General features: G+C 36.4%; 27 protein-coding genes. 5 read left to right on the top strand and 22 right to left on the bottom strand.

Annotation, left to right across the window (positions count from 1 at the left end; all coding sequences use genetic code 11):
* Positions 1–100 precede the first annotated feature (100 nt).
* Positions 101–718, top strand: coding sequence for an NAD(P)-dependent oxidoreductase (locus LDK52_RS17510; protein ID WP_277587207.1), 618 nt, complete (start codon positions 101–103; stop codon positions 716–718).
* Between the two features lie 73 nt (positions 719–791).
* Here the strand turns inward: LDK52_RS17510 and LDK52_RS17505 are convergent, their stop codons facing one another.
* The 3 genes from LDK52_RS17505 to LDK52_RS17495 are packed head-to-tail and all read right to left on the bottom strand — an operon-like array spanning position 792 to position 2811.
* Positions 792–1202 carry a Fur family transcriptional regulator gene (locus LDK52_RS17505; RefSeq protein WP_277587206.1) on the bottom strand — a complete coding sequence of 137 codons (411 nt, stop codon included), beginning with the start codon at positions 1200–1202 and terminating at the stop codon, positions 792–794.
* The gene (locus tag LDK52_RS17500; protein WP_277587205.1) at positions 1199–2047 is read right to left on the bottom strand and encodes a metal ABC transporter permease; all 849 of its coding nucleotides are present in this window, start codon (positions 2045–2047) and stop codon (positions 1199–1201) included. Before LDK52_RS17500 ends, LDK52_RS17505 begins: the two co-directional genes overlap by 4 nt.
* On the bottom strand, positions 2044–2811 hold the full coding sequence (locus LDK52_RS17495; protein ID WP_277587204.1) for a metal ABC transporter ATP-binding protein: 768 nt from the start codon (positions 2809–2811) through the stop codon (positions 2044–2046). The genes LDK52_RS17500 and LDK52_RS17495 overlap by 4 nt, the downstream gene beginning before the upstream one ends.
* Positions 2812–2894: 83 nt before the next feature.
* Here LDK52_RS17495 and LDK52_RS17490 point away from each other — a divergent pair, with 83 nt between their 5' ends.
* Positions 2895–3176, top strand: coding sequence for a hypothetical protein (locus tag LDK52_RS17490; RefSeq protein WP_277587203.1), 282 nt, complete (start codon positions 2895–2897; stop codon positions 3174–3176).
* 718 nt (positions 3177–3894) lie between these two features.
* Here LDK52_RS17490 and LDK52_RS17485 read toward each other — a convergent pair.
* Positions 3895–4782, bottom strand: a complete 888-nt coding sequence (locus tag LDK52_RS17485) for a deoxyribonuclease IV (protein WP_277587235.1) — start codon at positions 4780–4782, stop codon at positions 3895–3897.
* Positions 4783–4791: 9 nt separating this feature from the next.
* On the bottom strand, positions 4792–6090 hold the full coding sequence (locus tag LDK52_RS17480) for a DEAD/DEAH box helicase (protein WP_277587202.1): 1299 nt from the start codon (positions 6088–6090) through the stop codon (positions 4792–4794).
* Between the two features lie 103 nt (positions 6091–6193).
* Between LDK52_RS17480 and vrrA the strand changes: the two genes are divergently transcribed.
* Together vrrA and LDK52_RS17470 are read left to right on the top strand one after the other, a co-directional pair.
* On the top strand, positions 6194–6691 hold the full coding sequence (vrrA, locus tag LDK52_RS17475; protein WP_277587201.1) for a VrrA/YqfQ family protein: 498 nt from the start codon (positions 6194–6196) through the stop codon (positions 6689–6691).
* A 67-nt stretch (positions 6692–6758) separates the two neighbouring features.
* Positions 6759–7736, top strand: coding sequence for a 4-hydroxy-3-methylbut-2-enyl diphosphate reductase (locus LDK52_RS17470; protein WP_277587200.1), 978 nt, complete (start codon positions 6759–6761; stop codon positions 7734–7736).
* Positions 7737–8527: 791 nt separating this feature from the next.
* On the opposite strand, the gene LDK52_RS17465 is transcribed toward LDK52_RS17470, so the two are convergent.
* The 9 genes from LDK52_RS17465 to ccpN all read right to left on the bottom strand — a co-directional run bounded on the left by LDK52_RS17465 (position 8528) and on the right by ccpN (position 17592).
* Complete coding sequence (locus LDK52_RS17465; protein ID WP_277587199.1) at positions 8528–9646, bottom strand: Nif3-like dinuclear metal center hexameric protein; 1119 nt, start codon at positions 9644–9646, stop codon at positions 8528–8530.
* 2 nt (positions 9647–9648) lie between these two features.
* On the bottom strand, positions 9649–10338 hold the full coding sequence (locus LDK52_RS17460; RefSeq protein ID WP_277587198.1) for a tRNA (adenine(22)-N(1))-methyltransferase: 690 nt from the start codon (positions 10336–10338) through the stop codon (positions 9649–9651).
* Positions 10339–10426: 88 nt separating this feature from the next.
* Positions 10427–10795 carry a cytochrome c550 gene (cccA, locus tag LDK52_RS17455; RefSeq protein WP_277587197.1) on the bottom strand — a complete coding sequence of 123 codons (369 nt, stop codon included), beginning with the start codon at positions 10793–10795 and terminating at the stop codon, positions 10427–10429.
* Between the two features lie 149 nt (positions 10796–10944).
* The gene (locus LDK52_RS17450) at positions 10945–12084 is read right to left on the bottom strand and encodes an acyl-CoA dehydrogenase family protein (protein WP_277587196.1); all 1140 of its coding nucleotides are present in this window, start codon (positions 12082–12084) and stop codon (positions 10945–10947) included.
* Between the two features lie 203 nt (positions 12085–12287).
* Positions 12288–12845 carry a hypothetical protein gene (locus LDK52_RS17445; RefSeq protein ID WP_277587195.1) on the bottom strand — a complete coding sequence of 186 codons (558 nt, stop codon included), beginning with the start codon at positions 12843–12845 and terminating at the stop codon, positions 12288–12290.
* An 86-nt stretch (positions 12846–12931) separates the two neighbouring features.
* Positions 12932–14056: an RNA polymerase sigma factor RpoD gene (gene rpoD / locus LDK52_RS17440; RefSeq protein ID WP_277587194.1), complete on the bottom strand. Its 1125-nt coding sequence runs from the start codon at positions 14054–14056 to the stop codon at positions 12932–12934.
* 29 nt (positions 14057–14085) lie between these two features.
* Entirely contained in the window at positions 14086–15915 is a 1830-nt protein-coding gene (gene dnaG, locus LDK52_RS17435; RefSeq protein ID WP_277587193.1) for a DNA primase, read from the bottom strand.
* Between the two features lie 217 nt (positions 15916–16132).
* Complete coding sequence (locus tag LDK52_RS17430) at positions 16133–16942, bottom strand: pyruvate, water dikinase regulatory protein (protein ID WP_277587192.1); 810 nt, start codon at positions 16940–16942, stop codon at positions 16133–16135.
* 11 nt (positions 16943–16953) lie between these two features.
* Complete coding sequence (ccpN, locus tag LDK52_RS17425; protein ID WP_277587191.1) at positions 16954–17592, bottom strand: transcriptional regulator CcpN; 639 nt, start codon at positions 17590–17592, stop codon at positions 16954–16956.
* Between the two features lie 327 nt (positions 17593–17919).
* On the opposite strand from ccpN, the gene LDK52_RS17420 reads away from it, so the two are divergent.
* The gene (locus tag LDK52_RS17420; protein ID WP_277587190.1) at positions 17920–19302 is read left to right on the top strand and encodes a glycine--tRNA ligase; all 1383 of its coding nucleotides are present in this window, start codon (positions 17920–17922) and stop codon (positions 19300–19302) included.
* A gap of 428 nt (positions 19303–19730) precedes the next feature.
* On the opposite strand, the gene LDK52_RS17415 is transcribed toward LDK52_RS17420, so the two are convergent.
* The 8 genes from LDK52_RS17415 to LDK52_RS17380 all read right to left on the bottom strand — a co-directional run bounded on the left by LDK52_RS17415 (position 19731) and on the right by LDK52_RS17380 (position 26600).
* Positions 19731–20096, bottom strand: a complete 366-nt coding sequence (locus LDK52_RS17415; protein WP_277587189.1) for a hypothetical protein — start codon at positions 20094–20096, stop codon at positions 19731–19733.
* A 497-nt stretch (positions 20097–20593) separates the two neighbouring features.
* Positions 20594–20959: a hypothetical protein gene (locus tag LDK52_RS17410; RefSeq protein ID WP_277587188.1), complete on the bottom strand. Its 366-nt coding sequence runs from the start codon at positions 20957–20959 to the stop codon at positions 20594–20596.
* Between the two features lie 548 nt (positions 20960–21507).
* A complete protein-coding gene (gene recO, locus LDK52_RS17405; protein WP_277587187.1) occupies positions 21508–22296 on the bottom strand; it encodes a DNA repair protein RecO in 789 nt (262 codons plus the stop codon).
* Between the two features lie 17 nt (positions 22297–22313).
* Complete coding sequence (era, locus tag LDK52_RS17400; RefSeq protein ID WP_277587186.1) at positions 22314–23234, bottom strand: GTPase Era; 921 nt, start codon at positions 23232–23234, stop codon at positions 22314–22316.
* Entirely contained in the window at positions 23218–23628 is a 411-nt protein-coding gene (locus LDK52_RS17395; protein WP_277587185.1) for a cytidine deaminase, read from the bottom strand. Before LDK52_RS17395 ends, era begins: the two co-directional genes overlap by 17 nt.
* A gap of 11 nt (positions 23629–23639) precedes the next feature.
* Positions 23640–24005, bottom strand: coding sequence for a diacylglycerol kinase family protein (locus LDK52_RS17390; RefSeq protein WP_277587184.1), 366 nt, complete (start codon positions 24003–24005; stop codon positions 23640–23642).
* Positions 23992–24477, bottom strand: coding sequence for an rRNA maturation RNase YbeY (gene ybeY, locus LDK52_RS17385; RefSeq protein ID WP_277587183.1), 486 nt, complete (start codon positions 24475–24477; stop codon positions 23992–23994). The genes LDK52_RS17390 and ybeY overlap by 14 nt, the downstream gene beginning before the upstream one ends.
* Before the next feature lie 20 nt (positions 24478–24497).
* Positions 24498–26600: an HD family phosphohydrolase gene (locus LDK52_RS17380; protein WP_277587182.1), complete on the bottom strand. Its 2103-nt coding sequence runs from the start codon at positions 26598–26600 to the stop codon at positions 24498–24500.
* Position 26601: the final 1 nt, after the last annotated feature.

The following is a 26601-nucleotide window of genomic DNA, read 5'->3' as shown; positions in this document are numbered from 1 at the left end:
GCTGAGGTTTTATACTCGATTTTTTTTTTTTAGATTAGACTATTTTCTTTATTAACACATATCTCAAAAATTTATGAATTACTAAAAAGGAGATTGAAGGATGAATATTATAGTATTTGGGGCAAGTGGTGGCGTCGGAAAGCATTTTACTAAACTAGCTTTAGATAAATGTCATCAAGTTACGGCTTTTGTGCGATCCCCTGCTAAATTAGGATTAGAACATGAACAACTGACTATTATCCAAGGAGATGCCTTAGATAAAGATATGGTGAAATCAGCTATTACTGGTAAGGATGCTGTCGTTTCGTGTTTAGGCTCTTCATCTGGTATGAAAAAATCTACACAGCTAGCAGATATGACAAAGATTGTGGTGGACGAAATGGTTGCAAATAATGTCCAACGAATTATCTATATTGCTTCCGCAGGAATAGAAAATGAAATACCTGGGATGATGGGTAAAATAATAATGAAAATGCTTGGAAATGTATTATCCGATCATGCAAACGCAGTCAATTATATAAAGAAAAATAGCTTAACTTATACGATAGCAAGACCAATGAGCTTGAAAGACAAGGCATTTACGGGTATTTATAAAGAGGCCATGATGGGGGTACCTAGTACAGGGAAATCTATTTCTAGAGCTGATGTAGCCGATTTTATGTATAAAGCTCTCATGAATAGTGAATATGAGAATACTTCAGTTGGATTAAGCGATTGAAATAAATAGACAATCATATTAATTAAGTAACAATACAAAAAGTAGCGCAGACAATTGGTCTACGCTACTTTTATTAATGGCAAGATGGGCAATTGCCGTATATTTCAAATTTATGGTTTTCTATCTCGTAACCAGGAATTGCATGGTGAAGAGATTCCATTGGACAAAATGGGATTTCTTTTATATTGCCACAGGACATGCAGATGAAATGGTGATGATGATGATCAGCTTCACACTGCATTCTAAAATGCTTCTCCCCTGTCAGTTCCGTTTCTTCCAATATTCCAAGACCCACAAATGTGCTTAAATTTCTGTAGATTGTATCATAGCTCATCCCAGGATGTTCTTTTTTCATTACATTTAATATATCTTTTGCCGTAATAAATTTTTCCGTTTCTGATAAAATAGTGAGTATTTGCTCACGCTTATCTGTTTTTTTGAAACCTTCATTTTTTAGGATATCCCATGCTTTATCAATATTCACCCTGAAACAACTCCCTTGCTCTCTAGCTTTTTCGATAAAATAGTTAGAAGTAAAATAATAATCGATGTGACAACAATTGTTCCACCTGGAGCTAAATTTAAATAGAATGCACTTATTAAACCGATAATGACCGCCAACTCACCGAATAATACTGAAAGGAAAATTGACTGCTTAAAGCTTTTGGAAATACGCATCGCAGCAGCTACCGGCAACGTCATCAGGGACGACACTAGTAAGATACCAACAATCCGCATCGACCCCGCTATAACTAATGCAGTTACAATCATAAATAATACATGAATCCATTTAGCTGGAAGACCAGATGCTTTCGCATATTCCTCATCGAAAGAAAGGACAAATAATTCTTTAAAAAATAAACTTAAAAATACGATCACAATCACCGCAATACCTATAACAATCCATAAATCCTGACGACTTACAGCAGATACAGAACCAAATAAATAACCGAATAAGTCAGAACTAAATCCTTCTGCTAATGAGATGAAGATTGCACCAAAACCAAGACCTGCAGACATGATGATTGGTATCGCAAGTTCCTCATAGTGTTTATATAATCTTCTTAATCTTTCAATAAACAATGAGCCAGTTACCGATGCTACAATCCCTAAATACAGTGGGTTTAGTGAAGCTAGTGCCCCTACAGATTGACTTAAATACAAACTTCCTGCAATACCAGCAAGTGTCACATGGCTCAGTGCATCAGCTATTAACGAGAGCCTACGCACAACGATAAAAACACCTAATAATGGAGCAATAAAACCAATGATTAAGCCCGAGGAAAAGGCATTTTGTAAAAACTCATACTGGAAAATGGACTCAATCATGATTTTACCTCACTTTGATGATCGACTTTACGAACTGCGTGACCATACCAAGCCTCTAATTGTTCATCACTCATCTGATCCATCTCGTTTTTAAAGCCATGAAAATGAATTCTTTTATTTAAACAGGCTACATGACTAATACTTTTTGAAACGGCATCGACATCATGTGTAACCAAAACAATCGTAATATTATGTTCCCGATTTAAGTGACTTAACATATGATAAAACGATTTTACATTTTTGCTGTCTACCCCTACTGTTGGCTCGTCTAGTATTAATACATTTGGATTGCTGATCAACGCCCTTGCGATAAAGACACGCTGTTGTTGCCCTCCAGAAAGTTCACCTATATTTTTCATAGCGAATTCGTCCATACCTACTGATTTTAGTGCTGTCTTCACTTCTTTATTAACGTTAGCTGGATATCGATGAAATAATCCTATTTTCTTTACTAAACCGCTTCTTACTACCTCTGTTACAGTAGCTGGAAAACCTGTATTAAAGGAATTTGATTTTTGAGATACGTACCCAATGCGTTCTTTCTCTTTAAACTGAGGTACTGGCTTTCCAAAAAGAAGTACTTCTCCTTTTGTCGGCTTTAATAACCCTAGGATTATTTTCAATAATGTAGATTTCCCTGAGCCATTAGGTCCGATAATTGCTAGGAAGTCACCTTCTTCAATCTTTAAATTAATATCGATTAACGCTTTAGTTTGTTCGTATTGATACGAAATATTATGTAAGTTGATCAACGGGGTTGCCATTATAATTCCTCGATTCTAATTAAGAATGATTACGATTTACAAAGTATTAGTATAGTGTATAATTTCCCATGTGTAAATAAAAATTGCTTGAAAGGATGTTTTTTACGGATATCCAGAAATTTATTCAACAGCTACAAACATGTACTTTAAAAGAGTTTAAAACAATTGTAAAAGGGTTTGATATACAATTGTCCGACAAAGAATTGAAAAGTGTTCATCCACTTTTAAAAGAAATCTCACTTTCCTGGCTTGTTTTCGGGGTTCCACTCGCAATTCAACAAAAGTTAATAATAATACTTGGAGAACAGCGTGCAATGGACCTTTATAAAGAAATAAAAGAAAAAGCACCATCTTCTTTTGGATGAAAGAAGATAATGCCTTTGAATTTCTTCGGTATAATTGCAATGCAATAATACTACTGATTTCCGTTACAGGTAAAGGGACAAAGGCTAAGAGCGCCACATCGTGTGGCGACGCCTTCGTGCACTCCAATCAATATATTGAGTAGTACTAAACAATTAGATTAAGCATAACTTATCGATTAGATGATAATAGTAGACTAATTAAATATTGTAATAAAACCTACTGCCTAGTTAGGGGTAATTTTCTGTAATGAATGATCAAACAAGTAGATTTCCTTTTTACTAGTGTAAATAAAGAAAAATAGTAAGTTTTCACTAAATAAAGAAGCGAAATAGCAAATGAAATTGTATCTTCAGGCCCGCACGATGCGTGTCAGGCAGTCGTTGCGAAATATTTTTATATTTTGGGCCGAGCTTTGCGAAGAAGCACCACGATGTCGCGTACTTAAACTGTCATCATCTCTCTTCTCGATATCGGAAATTAGCTTTTCTCTAGTTAACCAAAAATGTACTAACCTATTTCTAAAAGTTGTAGAAGGGCTCTGGACAGTTAATAGCCATAAGATTACCGAGAAAAAAAGATGCTGGTCGTGACTTCAGTCACGACCAGCATCTTTAAAAATCAAACGGTAATTATATAGCAATAAGTCTGTCCAGAGCCCTTCGAAAACGATCGAAACAGGTCTTGAACTAATAGGACTGAGCATGGGCTCGGTTTTTCTTAACGTAATGCATCAATAGCTTCTGGGTTAAACTGTTTAGTACGAAGCATTTCAATCTCATATTTGTATGGTGTTTCCTTCGATTTAGCATCTACACCAACAAATGGTGTTTCCAAAATTTTCGGTAGCTCTATCAATTGTGGATGATGCACAATATATTGCAATGCCTCGAATCCAATTTCCCCAAAACCGATATTTTCATGTCGGTCTTTTGCTGCTCCACGAACATTTTTACTATCATTGATGTGAAGTACTTTTAATCGATCAATACCAATTATCTTATCGAACTCATTTAGGACACCATCAAAATCATCGACGATATCATAACCAGCATCATGAATATGGCAAGTATCCATACAAATGGATAATCGATGATTATTTACAACACCATCAATAATTTGTGCAAGTTCATCAAAAGTACGACCACATTCTGACCCTTTTCCAGCCATTGTCTCCAAAGCTATTTGAACGGGAAAATCAGTTGCTAACACTTCATTTAAACCTTCAATAATTCTTGCTATACCAGCATCGGCTCCAGCTCCAACATGGGCTCCTGGATGCAATACAATTTGAGCTGCGCCTATATGCGCAGTTCTTTCAATTTCTTTTTGTAAAAACTCAACCCCAAGAGCAAAAGTCTCCGGTTTTGTCGTATTCCCTAAATTGATAATATAAGGAGCATGTACAATGATATTGGACATCCCATTTTCTTTCATATGAGCGATACCAGCTTCAATATTCAATTCTTCAATTGGTTTTCTTCTAGTATTTTGTGGTGCTCCTGTATAAATCATAAAAGTATTTCCACCATATGATGCAGCTTCTTTACTCGAACCCAGCAGCATTTCTTTTCCACTCATTGAAACATGTGAACCTAATAACACAATAGCAACTCCTTATCTCTTGCGGTTTTTAATACGTCTCTCTCTTTTCTTCACTATATCCATTTCCCATTGCATATTACGCTTGTAGTTTGGTTTTACTTTTTTAGGCTTACGTACTTTGGATTTAGCAATTGCATCTATATCATTTTCATTTTTCGTACGGTTTTTTCGTGCGTGACGCTCTTTAAGTTCTGACCATTCTCCGTCGATCACATCTTTATGTTCAAGGGGGATACCCATTTTTTCAAGACGAACTAAAGCATCCTCATCCGATGGTTCATATAATGAGATAGCAATACCTGTCAATCCAGCACGAGCTGTTCTTCCTACACGGTGAACAAAAAACTCTAAATCATCTGGAAGTTCATAGTTGATAATATGGCTGACTCCAGGAATATCAATACCGCGTGCAGCTAGATCCGTTGCTACAATATATTGAAATTCTAGTTCATGGATTTGTTTCATTACACGTTTACGATCACGAGGTGATATATCCCCATGGACTACGCCAACTTTAACTCCGTTACCTTCTAAATACTTTGCTACTTCATCAGCATGTGATTTTGTATTTGCAAAAATAATAGCTAGGTATGGATTAATACCTGCCATAACATCCAGCAAACGTTTCTTTCTAGATTTGCTTCGAACAGGAGTTACAATAAATTCAATACCCTCTGCTACTCGACGTTTCTCGCCTATTTTTATATGAACTGGTGAGTCCATATATTTTTTTAAGAAAGGTTGTAAACTTTCTGGAATTGTAGCAGAAAATACAAACATTTCTAATTTCTCTGGCATGCGAGATGCAAATTGATCGATTTCATTAATAAAACCAAGATCAAAAGCTAAGTCAGCTTCATCTACTACTAAAATATTTGCAGTATGAACAAGTAATGCTTGCTCAACTGTAAGATCACGAAGTCTACCTGGTGTTCCCACAACAATATGTGGTTGCGTTTTTAATTTTTCGATTGAACGGGCTTTATCCGTCCCCCCGATAAATAATTTCGTCTGAATTTCTGTGCCTTCTACTAACTTGTTCAACTCTTTATAAATTTGTGTTGCAAGCTCTCTTGTTGGTGATGTAATAACTGCTTGTACTTCTTTTTTACTAGCATCTATTTTTTCAACAATTGGGATCAAAAAACTATGTGTTTTTCCTGTTCCGGTATGAGCTTGACCAATCGCACTCTTCCCCTTCAAAATAAGCGGAATAATTTCTTTTTGAATTGGCGTTGGTTCCTGGAAGCCTAATTTTTCTATTGCATCTTGTAGAAAAGGCTGAAAACTATAATCTGTATATTTTGACATCTACGTCACTCCCTCACATTTCTTTATTGTACCACGATTGTACATAAAACGTATAATTTGCATAGAATATAATAGTCTTTGTTGTTCGAAAGGAGATGAAAAAATGCGCTACCAATCTTTTTATCCATTCGCCCAAAATCGGGGAAATGATTTTTTTGGCACGTCTAATCCTAGCCCTCAAAATGCCCCAACCAATTCGTTCGATTTTTGGGGAGGGAATCAAGGGGCTCCACAACCACCACCTGCAGCTGCCCCTTCCCCTGCAGGACCAGCAACTAATTTTTTTAGTCAGTTTCAGTCAGCTCCCACGGGAGGCTTCCAACAGGGTCAACCAGCGTCCAAAACAATGGGTTACTTACAAACAGCCGACAAATTTTTAAATACAGCTCAGCAACTTACACCTATGGTCCGACAATTCGCCCCTATGATACAAAATGTACCAGCTCTGTTGAAATTATACCGTGGTTTTCAATCTGTACCAGCTGCTACGACTGCTGTTGCCGGTGCTTCCGCTGCATCCACAGCCGCCAGATCAGCTAGCACCGTAGCATCTGTCACAAATGGAGCATCCTTGCCTCGCATCTTTCAGCCTCCAATTTAATTTTTTGTAATCATCATCGTGCTCCGTTATAATATGAGTATGCTCGTATTGAAGGGAGTTACGTAAAATGTTAGTACAAAAAATTTCGCCTAGAGGATACTGTTACGGTGTAGTGGATGCAATGATCATTGCTCGTAATGCTGCATTAGACAAATCTCTTCCAAGGCCTATATATATTTTGGGAATGATCGTCCATAACAAACATGTAACAGATGCATTTGAGATGGATGGAATAATTACTTTAGACGGAGAAAATCGCTTAGATATATTATCTAAAGTAGAGACAGGTACGGTTATTTTTACCGCGCACGGTGTTTCTCCAGAAGTAAAAGAATTAGCGCGTAAAAAGGGTCTTGTTTCAATAGATGCTACTTGTCCAGATGTTACAGTTACCCATGACCTTATTGAAGAAAAAACGGCTGAAGGCTATGACATTATTTATATCGGTAAAAAAGGACACCCAGAGCCAGAGGGTGCCATTGGAGTAGCACCTGACAAAGTTCATCTAGTTCAGACATTAGAGGACGTTGAGAATTTAACTATCACGACAGATAAATTACTCGTTACAAATCAAACTACAATGTCTCAGTGGGATGTTGTTGATCTAATGAAAAAATTAGAAGAGAAATTCCCACATATAGAAGTTCATAAAGAAATCTGTCTAGCCACTCAAGTTCGTCAAGAAGCGGTCGCTGAGCAAGCTGGAGAAGCCGAACTTCTAATAGTAGTTGGCGATCCAATGAGTAATAACTCTAATAGACTGACACAAGTTTCAGAGGAAATCGCCGGAACTCCTTCTTACCGCATTGGCGACATTTCTGAACTGAAATTAGAATGGTTGGACAACATTGCTCATGTAGCTGTCACAGCAGGTGCTTCCACACCTACTCCTATTGTAAAAGAAGTTATTCATTTTCTAGAGAAGTATGACCCAAAAGATCCTACAACTCATGATATAACGAAAAAAACACTGCCTGAAAAGATTCTACCTAAAATTAAAATACCAAAACCGGTAGATCGTATCGAACCCTATACAGTTAAATGACAAAAGCTGCTCAATAGTGAGCAGCTTTTTTATATGAAGTATATTAAAATGTGCCATGTAAGCTGAGTTCATGGGACTTGAAAGAAAGAAAGAATAATACTACTGATTTCCGTTTCAGTCGGACGCTTTCCGCGGGCTTGGCTTCAGCCTCCTCGTCGCAAGCTCCTGCGGGGTCTTCAGCTCAAGCTAATCCCGCTGGAGTCGCCGACCTTCACTACAATCAATTATGTGAGTAGTACTCTATTATAAGATATAGCATAGCTTTTCGCTTAGATGATAAGAGTAGTCCAAGTAAATATAGGGATAAAATCGTCTGTTGAATTAGAGACACTATACTGTAATGAAGATGAAATTGTAGATTTTCTTTTACACAAGTGGAAATAATGAGAAATAGTAAGTATTTACTAAATAAAGAAGCGAAATAGCGAACGAAATTGCATCTTCAGGCCCGCACGATGCGGGTCAGGCAGTCGTTGCGACACGATGTCGCGTACTTAGACTGTCATCTTTCTCCCACTTCTCTATATAGGAATTTAGCATTTCTTTAGTTAACAAAAAATGAACTAACTTGTTTCTAGAAGTTGTAGAAGGGCGACGGACAGTCAATAGCCATAAGATTACCGAGAAAAAAAGATGCTGGTCGTGACTTCAGTCACGACCAGCATCTTTAAAAAATCAAACGGTAATTATATAGCAATAAGTCTGTCCAAAGCCCTTCAAAAAAAGTAGAAACAGGTTTAGATCCTAAATTACCGGGCGTTTTTTGCCAGGTTTTTCTTATTTTCCCCTGATTAAATTAGTTGAAAAGGCTCCGTTGAAATGTTTGATGGGATGAATTCAACGGAGAGTTTGTTCTGATTGCAAACCTTTGTCATATACTCCGCGACTCCATTTTTCATGATTTGTTCTACATGATGTCCAGGATCGATAACAGCTAATCCAATAGCTTCTGCATCTTGGGCTACATGGAAATATAAATCGCCAGTTATAAATACATCTGCTCCTGCTCGTTTAGCTGTCTGGATATACTTGTTGCCATCTCCACCAAGTACCGCTACTTTCTGAACTTCCTTTGTTAAATCGCCTACAACTCTAACAAAAGGCGCATTTAGCTGCTGTTTTACTACTTGCGCATATTCAGCCAATGTCCGTTTTTCAGGCAGCATACCAATTCTTCCTAGACCTAGTTGATTTACTTCTGATTCCAACAATATTAAATCATATGCAGGCTCTTCATATGGATGATTGGCCAGTAAAGCTTTTAAAACCTTATTTTTCATCGAAGTAGGAAAAATTACTTCTATTTTGTCTTCTTCCACTAATGACAATTCATTCGCTTGACCAATGTAAGGGTTTGCTGCGTCTGAAGGTTTAAACCTACCTTCTCCTGAAGATGTAAAGCTACAAGACTGATAATCCCCAATTTCGCCTGCTCCAGCAACACTTAATGCAGTTCTTACTTCCTCTGTAGACTCTTTAGGCGTAAATACTGCTAACTTCATCAGTTGTTCGGAGGTAGTTTGCTCTAGGATATCTATATTTTCTAACTCCAAAGCAGTAGCAAGTAAATCGTTTACTCCACCTGTAGCAATATCTAAATTCGTATGTGCAGCATATACCGCAATATCATGCTTGATCAGTTTCTCGATTAATAATCCCTGAGGTAAATCTGTTCGCATATTTTTCAATCCTCGAAAAATAGGAGGATGATGAGCAATCATAAGCTCACAGCCATTTTGAATGGCTTCTTCTACTGTATCCAGATTCACGTCTAAAGTAACCAACACTTTTGTGATTGATTTATTTAGCGTACCAATTTGTAAACCTACTGGATCCCCATCGACTGCCAAAGATTTTGGTGCCCATTGTTCAAAAAGGGAAATAATATGTTGCCCATTTGTTTCTTTCATCGTTATAAAGTCTCCTTCACTAACGCAATTTTATATTCGAGCTCAGCTTTCTTTTGTTGAACTTCTGCTCCTTCTATTTTATTTAGCTCATTTACTATTCTTTGCCACTCATTTAGCTCATTGTTCCATTTCTTTTGATAGACAGGAGATTTTTCTTTACTTAGAATTGGACCAACTAATAGCTCCTTTTCTGATAACAGCATACTGCCTTTTTTTAATACTAGAATCTCATAAATTTTATCGTGATCTTCTAGAATTACTTCCTGCTCAATCTTCCATTTTTCTTGAATCGCCCATTCTCGTATAGCTTTGGCATGTATATTTGGCTGTAAAATTAATGTATCTACTTTGGAAAGTTTGTCTTTTCCAGACTCTAATATAGAAGCGATAAGTGGACCACCCATTCCAGCTATAGTAACTGTTTGGACATTGTCCCCATCGGAGATTACCTCTAAACCGTTACCAAAACGAACATCTATATTATTTTGTAGCCCTTCACTCATCACTTGTTTTTGAGCAGATTGAAATGGACCTTTTACTACCTCTCCAGCAATAGCTTTTGATATGACACCCTCATGTACTAAAAAACATGGTAAATAAGCATGATCACTGCCAATATCCGCTAAAATAGTATTTTCTTCTACAAAGGAAGCAACTGTTCTCAGTCTATCTGATAAATTTTTTGCATTCATTATGTCAACACCTCTTCAATAACTATTATACCAAAAAAGAAAAAAGACCTCGATTCTTATACAGAATCGATGGCCTTTTATTTAGATACTATTCTAAAGATTTTACCCATGCCGCCATAGCGTCAATGTTTTCAGCAGGTACTAACCCAGCTGGCATAGCGCCTTTACCATTTGCTAAAATGTCTTTAATTTCGTCTTCAGACAATGCAGTTCCAACTAATGAAGGGCCTACACTACCTTCATAACTGTTCCCGTGACAACCGATACATGATTGTTGAGCTTTAGCTTCTGGATCAAACCCTCCAGCTACTTCTTCTCCACCTTCAGTTCCTTCTGCGTGCTCTTCAGTTGCAGCGATTTCTTCTTTGTTCCCTACGCCATCCATAGACAAGAAGAAAATTAAACCAATACCAAAAGCCATAATTAAGATAAATGGAATTATTGGATTTTTTTGCATAGTTAACCCTCCCTTTTAATACAATCTTTTCTAATTTATAATTAGTCAACACTAATATTGTACTGCATTCTAGGGAAAACTAAAAGTCTTTGAACTGAAGTTTCTTAGATTGTGACATTTTGGACATAATTTTAGCGTTTTTTCTACTTTTAACAACCAATATGACGAGCTATTACCATTCTTTGAACTTCAGAAGTTCCTTCACCAATCTCCAGTAATTTTGCATCACGCATATAGCGTTCTACTTCGTATTCTTTCATATAGCCATACCCACCATGTATTTGAATAGCTTGATCTGCTACTTCCATTGCAATTTCGGATGCATATAGTTTACACATGGAAGCTTCCTTACCAAATGCACGCCCTTGATCTTTCAACCATGCAGCTTTGTGTACCATTGTGCGGGCAAGTTCAATTTTCATTGCCATATCTGCCAATTTAAATTGGGTTATTTGGAACTCCGAAAGTGTTTTTCCAAATTGCTTGCGCTCTTTAGAATAACGGAGTGCTCTGTCAAACGCAGCTTGTGCAATTCCTACTGCCATTGCACCAATACCAATCCGACCACCGTCAAGCGTTACTAGGAATTGTTTAAATCCGTTCCCTTTCTCTCCTAACAAGTTTTCCTGTGGCACTCGTACATTTTCTAACACTAGCTCCGTTGTATTAGATGCATTCAGCCCCATTTTCTCATAGTTGTCAATGACCGTAAATCCTTCAGTATCCGTTGGTACAATAATTGCTGAAATTTCTTTTTTTCCATCTTTAACATCTGTAATAGCTGTTAAAGCTAAGTGTTTCGCATAGCTAGCATTCGTTATAAAGGCTTTGTTTCCGTTAATAACAAAATCATCACCGTCAAGTTTCGCAGTTGTCTGTGTACCACCAGCATCTGATCCTGCATTAGGCTCAGTTAAACCAAAAGCTCCGAATGATTCACCTGTACAAACTGGAACTAGATATTTTTGTTTTTGCTCTTCTGTACCAAATAGATTAAGTGGAGCACCACCAAGCGATATATGCGCAGAATAAGTAATACCTGTAGAAGCACATGCTCTACTCAACTCTTCCGTAACAATTGCAAAACTAACTGTATCTGCTCCTGCTCCGCCATACTCTTCTGAAAACGGTAAGCCCATCATCCCCATGTCGGCTAACTGTTTAAAGATTTCTCTTGGAAATGCTTTCGTTTTATCGCGCTCAATTGCTCCTGGCGCTACAACCTCATCCGAAAACTCACGAATTGTTTTGCGTATCATTTTATGTTCCTGTGTTAAATCAAAATTCATTTATTTCATCCCCTTTGTAAATAAAAACGCTTACATTCCTATTATACTGAAAATATTAGAAATTCAAAGATTTATTACAATAAACTTATAATAAGTCTACCTTATATTAAAAAAATACCATCAATCAGTCACATATGTGAATAATTGATGGCATTTGATGAACTTTGTCTATATATATATATTTGGAGTAATACTTGGATAAATTAATTGATCATAAAATAGCCAATAATTAATAAAAGTCCTAAAATCCCGGAAATACTAAAATACACTAACTTCATCAGTAACCCAGAAAATAGCCATAACAAGCAGTTCCCAAAGATTAAACCGATTAATAATAAGGGATGATCTACAAAGTATACATCCCAGACCTTAAAGGATAATCCTAATAACAATAGTGCTGAAAATACAAAAAGAAGTGGTGCCATTATAGATTTATTTTTTACTAGTTTAATAGCTATGTATAAAAAAGAAAGAATAGCAATTGCTACAAGAATAATAGGTATAAAAATTGCTGTTGTTACAACAAACAGAGATGCTAATAATAAGGCGGTTAATAAACCGACTATTGTATATAATAATAATTTATTTTTTTGTGTTTTTGCTAATACTGCTTTAGAGGCATTCTCCGCTAGTTCGTTCCCCTGATTTTCTCCTTGGGCGTATAAAGCTAGAAGGAAATCACAATAATGCTCTGGTAGCAGCTTATTTTTTTTCCAAAACGCAATTTCATTCATTATAATTTGCTTACGCTGCAGCGACATATCTAGTCCTCTTTTCATCTGGTCCAACCAGTATAGTAAGAATCATAGAATATAGAAAAAGACACCCGTAGCGGATGTCTTACATTCTATTCTAAAAAGTCTTTCAGACGTTTACTTCTAGAAGGGTGACGCAGTTTGCGTAATGCTTTTGCCTCAATTTGACGAATACGCTCACGAGTAACTCCAAATACTTTCCCAACCTCTTCAAGGGTCCTCGTACGCCCATCATCCAAACCGAAACGTAAACGTAATACGTTTTCTTCTCTATCCGTCAGTGTATCCAAGACATCTTCCAATTGCTCTTTAAGAAGTTCATAAGCAGCATGATCCGAAGGTGATTGTGCATCTGCATCTTCTATGAAATCTCCTAAATGAGAATCATCCTCTTCTCCAATAGGAGTTTCCAAAGAAACAGGTTCCTGAGCAATTTTCAAAATTTCACGTACTTTTTCTGGCAGCAAGTCCATTTCTTCTCCAATTTCTTCAGGAGATGGTTCACGACCTAAATCTTGCAATAATTGACGTTGAACACGAATTAATTTGTTAATTGTTTCGACCATATGAACAGGAATACGGATCGTTCTAGCTTGGTCTGCGATTGCACGTGTGATTGCTTGACGAATCCACCATGTTGCATACGTACTAAATTTGAATCCTTTACGATGGTCAAATTTTTCTACTGCCTTAATAAGACCCATGTTACCCTCTTGGATAAGGTCAAGGAATAGCATTCCACGCCCAACATATCGTTTTGCAATACTTACAACTAAGCGAAGATTTGCTTCAGCTAGACGTTTTCGTGCTTCTTCATCGCCTTGCTCAATACGCTCAGCTAGCGCAACCTCTTCAGAAGCTTTTAGTAAGTCTACTCTTCCAATTTCCTTCAAGTACATTCGAACAGGGTCATTAATCTTAACTCCAGGTGGTACACTTAAATCATTTAAATCGAAGGTCTCTTCCTTCCCTTTCATTAAACGATCCAAATCTTCTTCATCACCATCTTTACGGCTAAGTTCAATATTTCTACCTTCAAGATTCTCGATAAACTCCTCGATTTGATCAGATTCAAGTTCGAAATGAGCTAATTTATCTGCAATATCATGGTAAGTTAGTTCACCATTTTTTTTACCTAAATCGATTAATTGTTTTTTTGCCTCTTCTAATGATAATTCAATATCTGTTTCTTTTGTACGTTCGGACTTGTCCGCCATAAGAAATTCCTCCTTTTGCTACCGGATAGTTACTCTAAAGTTCTCAAAGACTTTTTCAACTGTATCGCTTCTTGAGCCAGTTCCAAAGCCTTGGAAATATCACTCATTTTTTCTGCTTCTTTTGCTTCATGTAACTTACGTGTAATACGTAGTTCAATCCGGTATTTTCGTATATGGCGCAAACAGTCCATGACTTCCTCTGTTTCATGCTCTGGATCACGTTCTGAGAGCGCTGCTTCCATTACTATTTTCCTTAATTCTGCATCATTTAAAACTTCTAAAAAACGTTGGAAATCACCATCAGGATACTCTTCATAAAATCCAGTTAATCGAACAAATACAACTTCATAAGTATCTCTGATAAAACATTGATCTTCTAAATTTCTTCTTGCAATATCGATTACACCAGGATTATGAAGCATATGGGACAGTAATATTCGCTCTGCTCTTTCATCTGCGGATATTGCTTTCTTTATCTTCGTCATTTCCGGTTTTATTGCGAGAGGAATAGAAGTTTCCTGTTTAGATTGTTTTGCTTTTTTCCCTTGAATTTTACGTAAATGCTGATAAATTGCTTCTTCTGACACATTAGTTTCTTGTGAAAGCTGACGAATATACAAATCACGTTCAACGGAAGAACTTCTATCACTCAGTATTTCCAATATCTCTTGGATATACTGTAAAGTATCATTTTCATTATTAAAATTCTTGTCTCTCTTAGAAACAATCATCATAAATGATAAATATGAATGTGGCTTTTCGATAATCTTTGTTCGAAATGCCTCTTCTCCATAATTTTTAATGTAATCATCCGGATCCATTGCATCCGGTATAATTGCAATCTCCGTCTGTATTTTATTGGCCTGCAGAGCAGTAGAAGCTTTTTTAGCTGCTTCCATACCGGCACGGTCACCATCAAAACAAAGCGTGACATGAGAAGTGAGCCTGTTTAGTTTGGTTATATGTGAAGACGTCAACGCTGTACCCATAGTTGCAATTCCATTCTCAATACCTGCCTTAGATGCCGCAATTACATCAAGAAAACCTTCAAAAACGATCACATTACGTTGTTTTCGAATATCTAATCTTGCTTTATCTAAATTGTAAAGTACCTGGCTTTTTTGAAATATGGGAGATTCTGGACTATTTAGGTACTTGGCTTCATTTTCATTCTTTTCGAGTATTCTACCGGAAAAGGCAATGACAGAGCCAGTTTCATCAAAAACTGGAAACATAATTCGCCCACGAAATCGATCAAAATACTTTAATTCATTTTCTTTTCGGATAATGAGACCAGTTTTCTCAATTTCTTGTAAATCCATACCTTTACGTTCAAGTAACGTAGTTAATGCATCCCATGTTGGTAGGGACCATCCTATTTTATACTTTTCGACAACCTCTTTAGAAAACCCTCTTTCCTCCAGGTAATGTAACGCATTTTCTCCTTCTTCTGTATAAAGCAGAAGATGATGAAAATAATCACACGCAAACTCATGCGCTTTTTTCATCAGGGAGACCTCTTTAGAAACAGGTACTTTCGACTCTGTATCGCTAGAAGAACTTTCCTCAATAGTCAATCCAATTCGACTACCAAGTTTACTTACAGCATCTTGAAAGGAAAGATTTTCAATATCCATTAAAAATGTAATTACATTTCCACCAGCTCCACATCCAAAGCAATGAAAAATTTGCTTTTCATGTGTTACTGAAAAAGATGGTGTCTGTTCACCATGAAAAGGACATAAACCAAAGTAGTTTCGACCTCTTTTTGTTAGTTGAACATATTCGCTAATGATGTCGACAATATCATTGTTATTTCTAACTTGTTCGATTATCTCTTCTTCTATACGACTCGACAATTTCTCACCATCTTTACTTGCTACTTTAATAATTCGAGAAATGAAAGAAAAATCCTGCAAGAATCGACAAAAAAATCATATAAAAAATTTCATAATAGTTATTTTTCCACAAACTACTATTATAAAACATTTTAAGCTATTAATATATACTTTATTTATTCGATAGACAATAGAAAAAACCTTTTCACTAACGTGAATCGGTTTAAAAAATCCTGAATTATTTTTGTTGGATATGATTAATAACTACATTAGCAGTCTCTTCTACAGCTCTGTTCGTTACATCAATTACAATACAACCGATTTTTTTAGCGATTTTCTCAAAGTGGATAATTTCCTCATTGATTCTTTCTATTTTAGCATAACTTGCATCATCATTTAAACCAATTGCTTTCAATCTTTCTTTTCTAATAGAATTTAGTTTTTCTGGGGTGATGACTAATCCCACACATTTAGCTGGATCTACTTGGAAGAGTTGCTCCGGTGGTTCAACTTCTGGAACAAGTGGAACGTTTGCAACTTTGTATCTTTTATTCGCCAAATACTGTGACAATGGCGTTTTCGATGTTCTAGATACCCCTATTAGAACTATATCCGCTTGGAGCAGGCCTCTAGGATCTCTTCCATCATCATATTTTACAGCAAATTCAATTGCCTCAATTTTTTTAAAGTAATCTTCATCTAACTTTCTAACTAAGCCAGGTTCCTCAAAAGGCTTTTCACCTAATTCTTTTTCAAATAGATTAATAACCGGGCCTATTAAATCGACAGATTCTAAATTATATAACTGACAATACTCTATTAATGCTTGACGCATTTTAGTTTGAACAAGTGTATACAAAATTATTGCCCCTTGCTCTTTAGCAAGTTCAGTAATTTCTTTAATATGGTCTAAAGAGTCAATATGAGTAAATCGCTTGAATTTAGTAAGCTGTAGACCAGGTCTAAATTGACTTACTGCAGCTTTTGCTACTAATTCGCCCGTTTCTCCTATGGAATCCGAGACTATAAACAGGTTTAGCATTTTCATCGTTTCACTCCTTATAGATCATGGTCATCGGCTAATGATAAAAACGCACGAGTAATATTAGTCTTTGTAATTCTACCAAGCACTTCTAACCCATCTTTTCCTTCTTTTACAACTGGTAATGAATCGATTTGCCGACTCATTAATTTTTTGGCCACTTCAAAAAGTGTATCCTCTTTCAAACAATATGTGATGTTAGGCATTCTTGTCATAATCATATGTACTGGAATTTTGTTCAAATCTTGGTTACCAATACTTGTTCGTAAAAAGTCTTTCCTTGAAAGAACTCCCGTAAGCAAAGAATTTTTGTCTAACACAAATAATGACCCTACATCCTCTAAAAACATATGGCAAATAGCGTCATACACAGTCATACTTTCATCAACCACGACTGGTATCGATTGAAAATCCTTTACCATCATTTGTGCAATATTGTCTGAAATTGCTTGGCTTGTCTTTTTGCCAGAATAAAAGTACCCTACACGTGGACGAGCATCTAGAAAGCCTGCCATTGTTAATATTGCTAGATCCGGTCGTAAAGTAGATCTTGTTAAACCGAGTCGCTCCGCAATTTGTTCGCCAGTGATAGGTCCATTTCCTTTTACTATGTCCAAAATTTCGTTTTGCCGTTTGTTGAGTTCGATTGGACTCACCGCCTCAAAGTGTTATACTTAATACTAGATTATTATATACTATTTGCTAGGTGATTGCGAAGTAAAGTGGCTCGTGATACAATAGCAACAAATAATAAAGCGTTGAAGAGCATTATAATTACTACACCTGAAGCGAGTGGGGACAGTGAAAGCCCACAATGTAGGAAACGGCAGCTCGGAGCTTTGCTTTTAAAGAGGATTGTTTTTTAACAATCAATCGGGGTGGAACCGCGGGTTTATAACTCGTCCCCGGGCACTTATTGCCCGGAGACGAGTTTTTTTGTTTTCCGGGAAAAATGCAGATATATATTAAATGGAGGGTTTCAAATGACAATTACAATGGAAAACGTAGTTAGTTTAGCAAAACAAAGAGGGTTTGTATTTCCTGGATCTGAAATTTATGGTGGTCTAGCTAATACATGGGATTACGGTCCCCTTGGTGTAGAACTTAAAAATAACATCAAAAAAGCATGGTGGAAAAAATTTGTTCAAGAATCGCCTTATAATGTGGGATTAGACGCAGCAATCTTGATGAATCCAAAAACTTGGGTAGCATCTGGTCACATTGGTAACTTTAATGATCCAATGATTGACTGTAAAAAGTGTAAATCACGTCATCGCGTGGATAAAATTATTGAAGATGCACTAGATAAAAAAGGCATTGAGATGATAATTGACGGTCTTTCATTCGAGAAAATGGAAGAAATTATGAAAGAACATAATGTTGTTTGTCCGTCATGTGGTGCATTCGATTACACTGATATCCGCCAATTCAACTTAATGTTCAAAACGTTCCAAGGTGTAACAGAAGCTTCTACAAATGAAATCTTCTTACGTCCTGAAACTGCGCAAGGTATTTTTGTCAATTATAAAAATGTTCAGCGTTCTATGCGCAAAAAAATGCCATTCGGTATTGCACAAGTAGGTAAAAGCTTCCGTAACGAAATTACACCAGGTAACTTCACGTTCCGTACGAGAGAATTCGAACAAATGGAACTTGAATTCTTCTGTAAGCCTGGTGAGGATATGGAATGGTTTGAATTCTGGCGTACTTATTGTAAAGAATGGTTGTTAAACTTAGGTGTAGCTGAGGATTCTATTCGCTTACGTGACCATTCAGAAGACGAACTTTCTCATTACTCAAACGCAACAACAGATATCGAATATAAATTCCCGTTCGGTTGGGGTGAGTTATGGGGTATTGCGGATAGAACGGACTTTGATTTAAAACAACATATGGAGCATTCTGGGGAAGATTTCAATTATATTGACCCAATTACAAACGAACGTTATGTACCTTATTGTATCGAACCATCTTTAGGAGCTGACCGTGTAACTCTAGCATTCCTTTGTGAAGCATATGACGAGGAAGAATTAGAAGGCGGAGATATTCGTACAGTATTACGCTTCCACCCTGCATTAGCACCAGTTAAAGCAGCTATTTTACCACTTTCTAAAAAATTGTCCGAGGGTGCAACGGCTTTATTCACAGATTTAAGTAAGCACTTTATGGTAGATTTCGATGAATCTCAATCTATCGGTAAACGTTACCGTCGACAAGACGAAATCGGTACTCCTTTCTGTATCACATATGACTTCGATTCAGAAACAGATGGTCAAGTAACTGTACGTCACCGTGATTCCATGGAACAAACAAGAATGCCTATTGCTGATGTAAAAGCATATATCGAAGAGCATTTACAGTTTTAACTAAATAATATTGTATAAATAACGCCAGAATTTCGTTCAGCCCGCTGAACAACATTCTGGCGTTTTTGTACCCAATAAAAAAGAGAGATGGATCCATGAGATACTCTCTACACGGTTGAACGCTTGCGCTCCTACATCCCTTATGAAAAACATTATTAGCTTTCATGTAAATGAAATGTCGGGCATAAATGGACAAATCCCGTTCCCCGAGTAAGTCGGCCATATGCGCAAGTAACCACCGATCCAAGGCGAGTGTTATGTCAAACTAATCTTTTTGGTTGGAATTAACAGAGAAAAATATAGCTCCAATCTTGTAAACGTCTTGACTGACTATGAAGTCTTCTAGCTTATTGAATGGCTTCAGTCAATCTTCCTTCTTTTTCTAGTTTCATAGCGCAAACAATTGTCAACGAGTGATAATTTCGACTTCACAACTTCCTTCCTTTAGCTACGTCTTCAGAATTCAAATAACCTCTTTTATCGAAATTAAAGCTTTTGAAGCGGAACTTGCAATACAAGATAACGAGCTGCTCCTGCAACACAAAAATCATCGTATAGAATACAGCAAAGCATAAAACTGTTATGACATTCTCTTCGATATCGGCTAAGTTGAAAGTTCTCACGGCAAATTGAATGATAAACAAAAGAGCAGTACTTCCAATAATGACGGTTGGAATATACGTTTTCGTTTCGAATTTCGCTCGAAGTCCATCTCGTGTCGAACCCTTGCGATACTTCCCTTTCTCCAATAAAATAGAAAATCGGATGACAGTAGCAATAAAGCAAGACTCCAAGTGACAATGTCACCATTGTAAATGTCTGTAGTGACTTTTCTGAGATTTCCTGGTTCTTCCCTAGTAAAAATAACCCGCTGATGTATAAGAATACTGCAGCAATATTTTGTGACACTAAAATAGATACTAGATATTGTGTTTTTTGACTTCTTATATAAATAAACGGAATTGCATAAATTACGGAGAGGATTACTAACACTAATGTAACCCAGAAATGAACGGTAAGTATCTGTTCTTTATACGGGAAGTTCGTCACTCTTCCCAGTACTGTATATTCCAGATAGTAAACCAGGATTTGCATGAAGACCCCCCAAAAAATTGCTCCGCCGAGTGCTTTGGGGCTCTGCCTGCCTGATACCAATGGTTCACGTAGTACAGCTACATCTTCGATTGTTAACTTTTTCAACAAAGCGGGGTCTTTCGTTACAATAAGATATATTGGCGTTTTCTCGCGTTATATGATCGGTCTCCCCACACAAGAGGAATGCATCGGAAACTCATTCCTCTTGACGCACTTGAATCGAATGCTTAGTTAAATATTCCCTTTTAAAACCAGGATAGTAAGAGATCCAAATGTTATGTACAAAATACAAAAATGGCAGCGCGGCTACTGGCATTAGAAATAAAAGGAACCAATATGGACTCTCCTTAATGCCTAATATAGCACCGCCTATGATACCAAACAGAATATAAAGCATGGAAATAAAACAAAGACTTGCATAGACAAGAAAAAAACCGGTATTCATATAAACTAATACATACATTTTCATCTTTTTACTTTTTCCTTGTACGAGTTGACCAACCTTCCAATTCGCCTTTATTTCCGTAGCAGATTGTTTCAATACTTCCCATACGTTCCTCATAATTTTCTTCACGTTTTCTAGACCTCTATAATTTCCCTAAACATAAAAGTACTACAACTTTTATGTTTCGAATTCGAATTTATCGTTTTCAATTTTCTTTGTTTTGTTTTCTTCATTCATCAATTGAAACAGTTATTTACCCTCTAGTGTAACTGGAACGGTAAACGTAATCGTATGCTTATTTTATGGCTACTTTTTTGGGTTTATTTCGGGTAACTATATGATTCTTTTGGCTTTCAATTGAATCCACGTTTTTTTAATCATTGGATCATAATTCAACTGGAACATTTTATCAGGATCTTCATTTATCCATAGAGTAATAGACTTTTATGCTCCAAATTTACAACTTTTCAACAACTAGCTTAAAGAAAAAAGTATTGAAGTAGGAACACTAAATATAAATAATGAAACTGGACTTGGTGGATTCGGATTTAAGGATCCAGATGGAAACTCATTAAGTTCATGCAACACTTTTCACTCAGTCCAATATTAATCTTTTCACACCAATAATCCTGTTGTACTAATAAAAAAATCCAAGTCCAAAGAAGTTACTCTTCTTCAGGACTTGGATCTACTTGTTTAGGTGGAAAAAACTCTGGCGTTTTCTCCATTTGGTCTAAAAAATGTTGTGACTTTAATCTTATACCGACTTGTTCACTATAAATCGTGCGAACAATCTTTTTGATAAAGCTCTTTGTTTCTTTTTTTAGAGTTAACTTACCTACTTGATCAATAGGAACTGTATAGAAAGTTCGAATAAGCTTCACTTGGGATGGAGAAAGTCTAATAATATACGGGTCAATTGAGAAACATCGATGACAAAGAAATCCGATTTGAGAAAAGGAAAAAGCAAATTCTCCATCTATCGCACCGCAATTGGTGCATTGGTGAAGGGTTGGGTAAATACCTGCAGTAGGCAGAAGCTTCCACTCCACAAACAAACTTATCGCCTCTGGATCATATTCTTCTGAAATTGCATGCAATGCCTGTTGCAAGATTTCAAATAAATGAGGCTTTGGCGCTTCATCATCGATTAATTTATCAACCAATTCCATAATAAAACTTGCATACGCAGTAGTAAAAATATCTTCCCGGATAGATCTCATCGAGTCAATAATTTCACCTTGCTGCAAAGTCCCCATTCCTCTACCTTGCTGAATCAAAAAATAGCCGTAAGTAAAAGGCTGTGTAATAGAAGCTAAACGGCTCGTTGGTTTTTTAGCCCCTCGAGCCATAGCAGCTCGCTTTCCTAATTCACGCGAAAAAATGGTCACGATTTTATTGGATTCGCCATAAGAAGAAGCCCGTAAGACAATACCCTCTACTTTTTGTAGCAATTGCCTTCCCTTCTTTCTTAGTACTCGTCGTCTCTAAAACCATAATCTTTCAAGTGAGCTGATTTATTACGCCAATCTTTTTGTACTTTAACCCAAAGCTCTAAGTAAACATTTGTTCCTAAAAGCATTTCGATATCCTTACGCGCTCTGATTCCCACTTCTTTCAGTAAAGCACCTTTTTTACCGATGACAATTCCTTTTTGGGAATCTCTTTCGACAATAATTGTAGCAGAAACACGGATCATATCTTTTTCCGTATCTTCTTCTTTTTTAATGTTATCTATTACAACAGCAATCGAATGTGGAATTTCTTCTCTCGTTAAATGCAAAACTTTTTCACGAATTAGCTCTGAAATGATAAAACGTTCCGGGTGATCCGTTACTTGGTCTGCAGGATAATATTGAGGCCCTTGTGGTAAATACGATTGAATTGTTTCCAGTAGTTTATCCACATTATTCCCTTGTAGAGCAGAGATTGGAAGAACTTCCGCGAAGTCATATTTTTTAGTGTAGGATTCAATGATACCCACTAATTTTTCAGGATGCACTTGGTCAATTTTATTGATTACAAGAAATACTGGTGTTTCATTGTTTTCTAGCATTTCCATTATATAATCATCAATTTTACCTCGTGGTTCTACTGCGTTTACCATAAATATAATGACATCTACTTCGCGAAGGGTATTTTTTGCAACCTTCAGCATGAAATCACCAAGTTTATGTTTTGGAATATGAATTCCAGGTGTATCGATGAAAATCATTTGACTGTTTTCTAACGTTAGAACACCTTGAACTTTGTTTCGAGTTGTTTGAGGCTTATCACTCATAATGGCAATTTTTTGGCCGATTACGCGATTTAGAAATGTAGATTTCCCTACATTTGGTCTTCCTATTATTGATATAAACCCTGATTTATAGTTCTCATTGTTTTGCAGCATAATCCAAATCCTCCGTTGTAAAGGCTCCAGGTAATAATTCTGCAACCGTTGTTTCTAATACATTTCCTTTTAAATTTGTTAAATAAACAGGCATGTCTTTATCACAAAATTCTGCTAGAACTTGTCTGCATGCCCCACATGGTGAGATAGGTCCCTCGGTATCGCCTGATATGGCAATAGCAACGAACTCTTTTTTTCCTTCTGACACTGCTTTAAAGATTGCAGTGCGTTCTGCACAGTTTGTTAACCCAAATGATGCATTTTCAATATTGCAGCCGAGAAATACTTCTCCATCTTTTGTTAAAAGTGCCGCTCCTACTGGAAATTTAGAATATGGGACATACGCTTTTTCTCTTGCTGATTTTGATGCTTCTAATAACATTTCTTTGTTCAAATAATTCACCTCTATAATAGTATACCCGACCATTTCGGGATAAATATGATTAAACCAACAATTACAGTACAAATTGCATATACTAAACATGCTCCTGCGGCTAAATCTTTTGCTTGTTTAGCTAGCGGGTGTAATTCCGGAGTTACCAAATCGACGACACGTTCTATCGACGCATTTATTAATTCTATCATGAACATACCAAAAACGGATATAACAATGATTATCCATTCTATTTGAGATAAACCAGTTAGCCATGCGGCGATTGTAACAATTAGTGCAGCCAGCAGGTGAAAACGAAAGTTTTGTTCACTTTTTACTACATGATAAATTCCGTTTGCGGCGTATTTAAACGAACGAAAAAATTTAATAAAGTTCATGGCCTTCTCGTTTTAACCCAAAAGCTTGAAGAATAGATTCTTGTAAACCAAACATCTCTTTTTCTTGCTCTTCCGTCTCATGATCATACCCTAATAAATGCAAAAACCCATGGATTGCAAGGAAGCATAACTCTCGGTCAAATGTATGGTTGTATGACGCTGCTTGTTCCGTTGCACGTTCTACAGATATGATAATATCTCCTAACAACGTCGGAATATCTGCATTCATAATTTCTACTTCTCCCTCTCCCATTTCTTCCATAGCAAAGGAGATTACATCGGTTGCCACATCTTTGTTGCGATAGGTTTTGTTCATTTCTTGAATAGTATCATTCGATACAAATGTTACACTAACCTCACTGCCTTCTTTAACTGAAAGCTGTTCCCCAGCTGACTGTAATACCTTCCTTACGAGAGTAATGGTCTCCTCGGCTATGGAATTTGTTTCATCCATTAAATCTAGTTCAATCATATTAAAAGCTCCTCACATCATTATTTGGGATATTCAATCCTCGAGTGAAATGTTCCATTCATCGCTGTACAAAAACTTTCTTCCATTTTCTTTATTTCCTTTAATGATAAATCACATTCATCGAATTGCCCATCTAATAATTTATCTTTAATAATAGACTGTATCAATTCTTGAATTTTATCAGCATTCGGCTCTTTCATCGAGCGAACAGCCGCTTCTACACTATCCGCTACAGAAATAATCGCTATTTCTTTTGTTTGTGGTTTTGGACCTGGATAACGGTAATCTTCTTCTTTCACATTACTATTCGTGTCTTTTTCTTTAAAATAAAAGAATTTCAATAAACTAGTACCATGGTGTTGCACCGCTATATCTACGAGTTCTTTCGGTAATTTATGTTTCCGCAAAATCTTTGCACCATCCACTGCATGTGCAATAATAATATCTCTACTTGCTTCTGGTGACAAATTATCATGTGGATTATATCCATTTTGATTTTCGATGAAAAACCCTGGTCGATTTGTTTTCCCGATATCATGATAGTAGCAACCAACCCGCGCTAATAATCCATTAGCACCAACTACTTCGCAGGCAGCTTCGGCTAAATTGGCAACCATTAAACTGTGGTGATAGGTGCCAGGTGTCTCGGTTAATATTTTCTTCAACAAAGGGTGGTTAGGATTCGATAATTCTATCAGTCTCATTGTAGATAGAATTCCGAAGAAAGATTCAAAGAAAGGCAGAACACCAATAGTCATAGCCCCGGATAGTACGCCTGACAGCAAAGCTGCTCCAACATAAAATAATATATCTGTAAATTCATAAGAAGCCTTAGTCATTAATAAAAAAAAGATGATAAACACAATATTAATAGATGAAACGATTAGACTGGAGCGTAATATTTGAGAATTTGTATGCATCCGTTGCATAGCAAAAATACCTGCAATCCCGCCAAATAATATATATAACGAAGCTTCCATTTGAAATACATTTGTATATCCTTCTTGAAAGATTAAACCTGCATAAGCAGCGGACACAAAATTAGAAATATAAGCTGCACGTTCGTTTACCAATAAATATACAAGCATCGCAACCATCGCTGTAGGAAATAAAAACGCTATGATTACATCAAAATTATAGGAAACAGACTGAATCACCTTCATCATTAATACGGATAAAATCACACTAAAAGCAACAACTATTAAATTTTTGGAGTTATTAAATGTTTTTTCTTTTTTAAGGATTGTTTGTCCAAATAATAACCACATCGTAAGTGCAATAAATACGATTACTCCAAGATATGGCTTATAGGACGCCTTATTCGTCAGCATCCCTAGCAACTCAAGCTGCCGATAGACCTCTCTATCGATAATTTCGCCCTTCTGAACGAGTATTTGTCCCTGTAGTATTCGTGTCGGTTCAACGCTTGCTTTGGCCTGTTCAATACGTTCTTCTGTTAAACTTTCATTAACTACTTCTGTTGGGACTATGGAGGTTTTTGCAATACTTACGAGTACATCTTTATAATTCTGCGAATAGATAAAAACATCATTTACTTGCTGAGCAATTTTATCTCTCGAAATAGATATATTTTCTAGTCTAATGGATTCATTTAAACTGGTCTCCACAAGTTCGGATAACTTTATCTTTGAATCTTCTAAGATGATGTTATTTTGCTTTATTAATTGGCCTAACATATCATCATTGAGGGGTACATAACTTGCGTTCTCTGCCAACTCTTGCATATCTATTTTCAGTTTGTCAACTAAAGTAGCCGTGGTATCTTCTTCTTGATTTGCATTATCTTTTACGTGTAATACACTATCAAAAATAGATTTTACTATAGAAGCTTGATTAGCAGCGGTTTCGTCTTGAAATTGATAAACAGATGGAACTTCTTGCTCCGATTTATTACGTTCTTGTTCCGTTTTCTCGGCATCTTCCATTGTTTTAACTGCTCTGATCGTATCAGGTGAAAGCTGGAACAATTCAAAATCATATTTACTTTCCTTCACATTTCCGATGAGTAAAAAGAACAAGCATATAGCTGTAATAAAAGTAACGATGAAAGGGAGATACTTACTATTTTTCCATTCTCTCCACTTTATAAGGATTGTTTTCATT

The organism is Psychrobacillus antarcticus (assembly GCF_029533155.1).
Taxonomy (GTDB): Bacteria; Bacillota; Bacilli; order Bacillales_A; family Planococcaceae; genus Psychrobacillus; species Psychrobacillus antarcticus.
The sequence above is the reverse complement of the archived record's forward strand: the minus strand, read 5'-3'. Positions and strand labels throughout refer to the sequence as shown.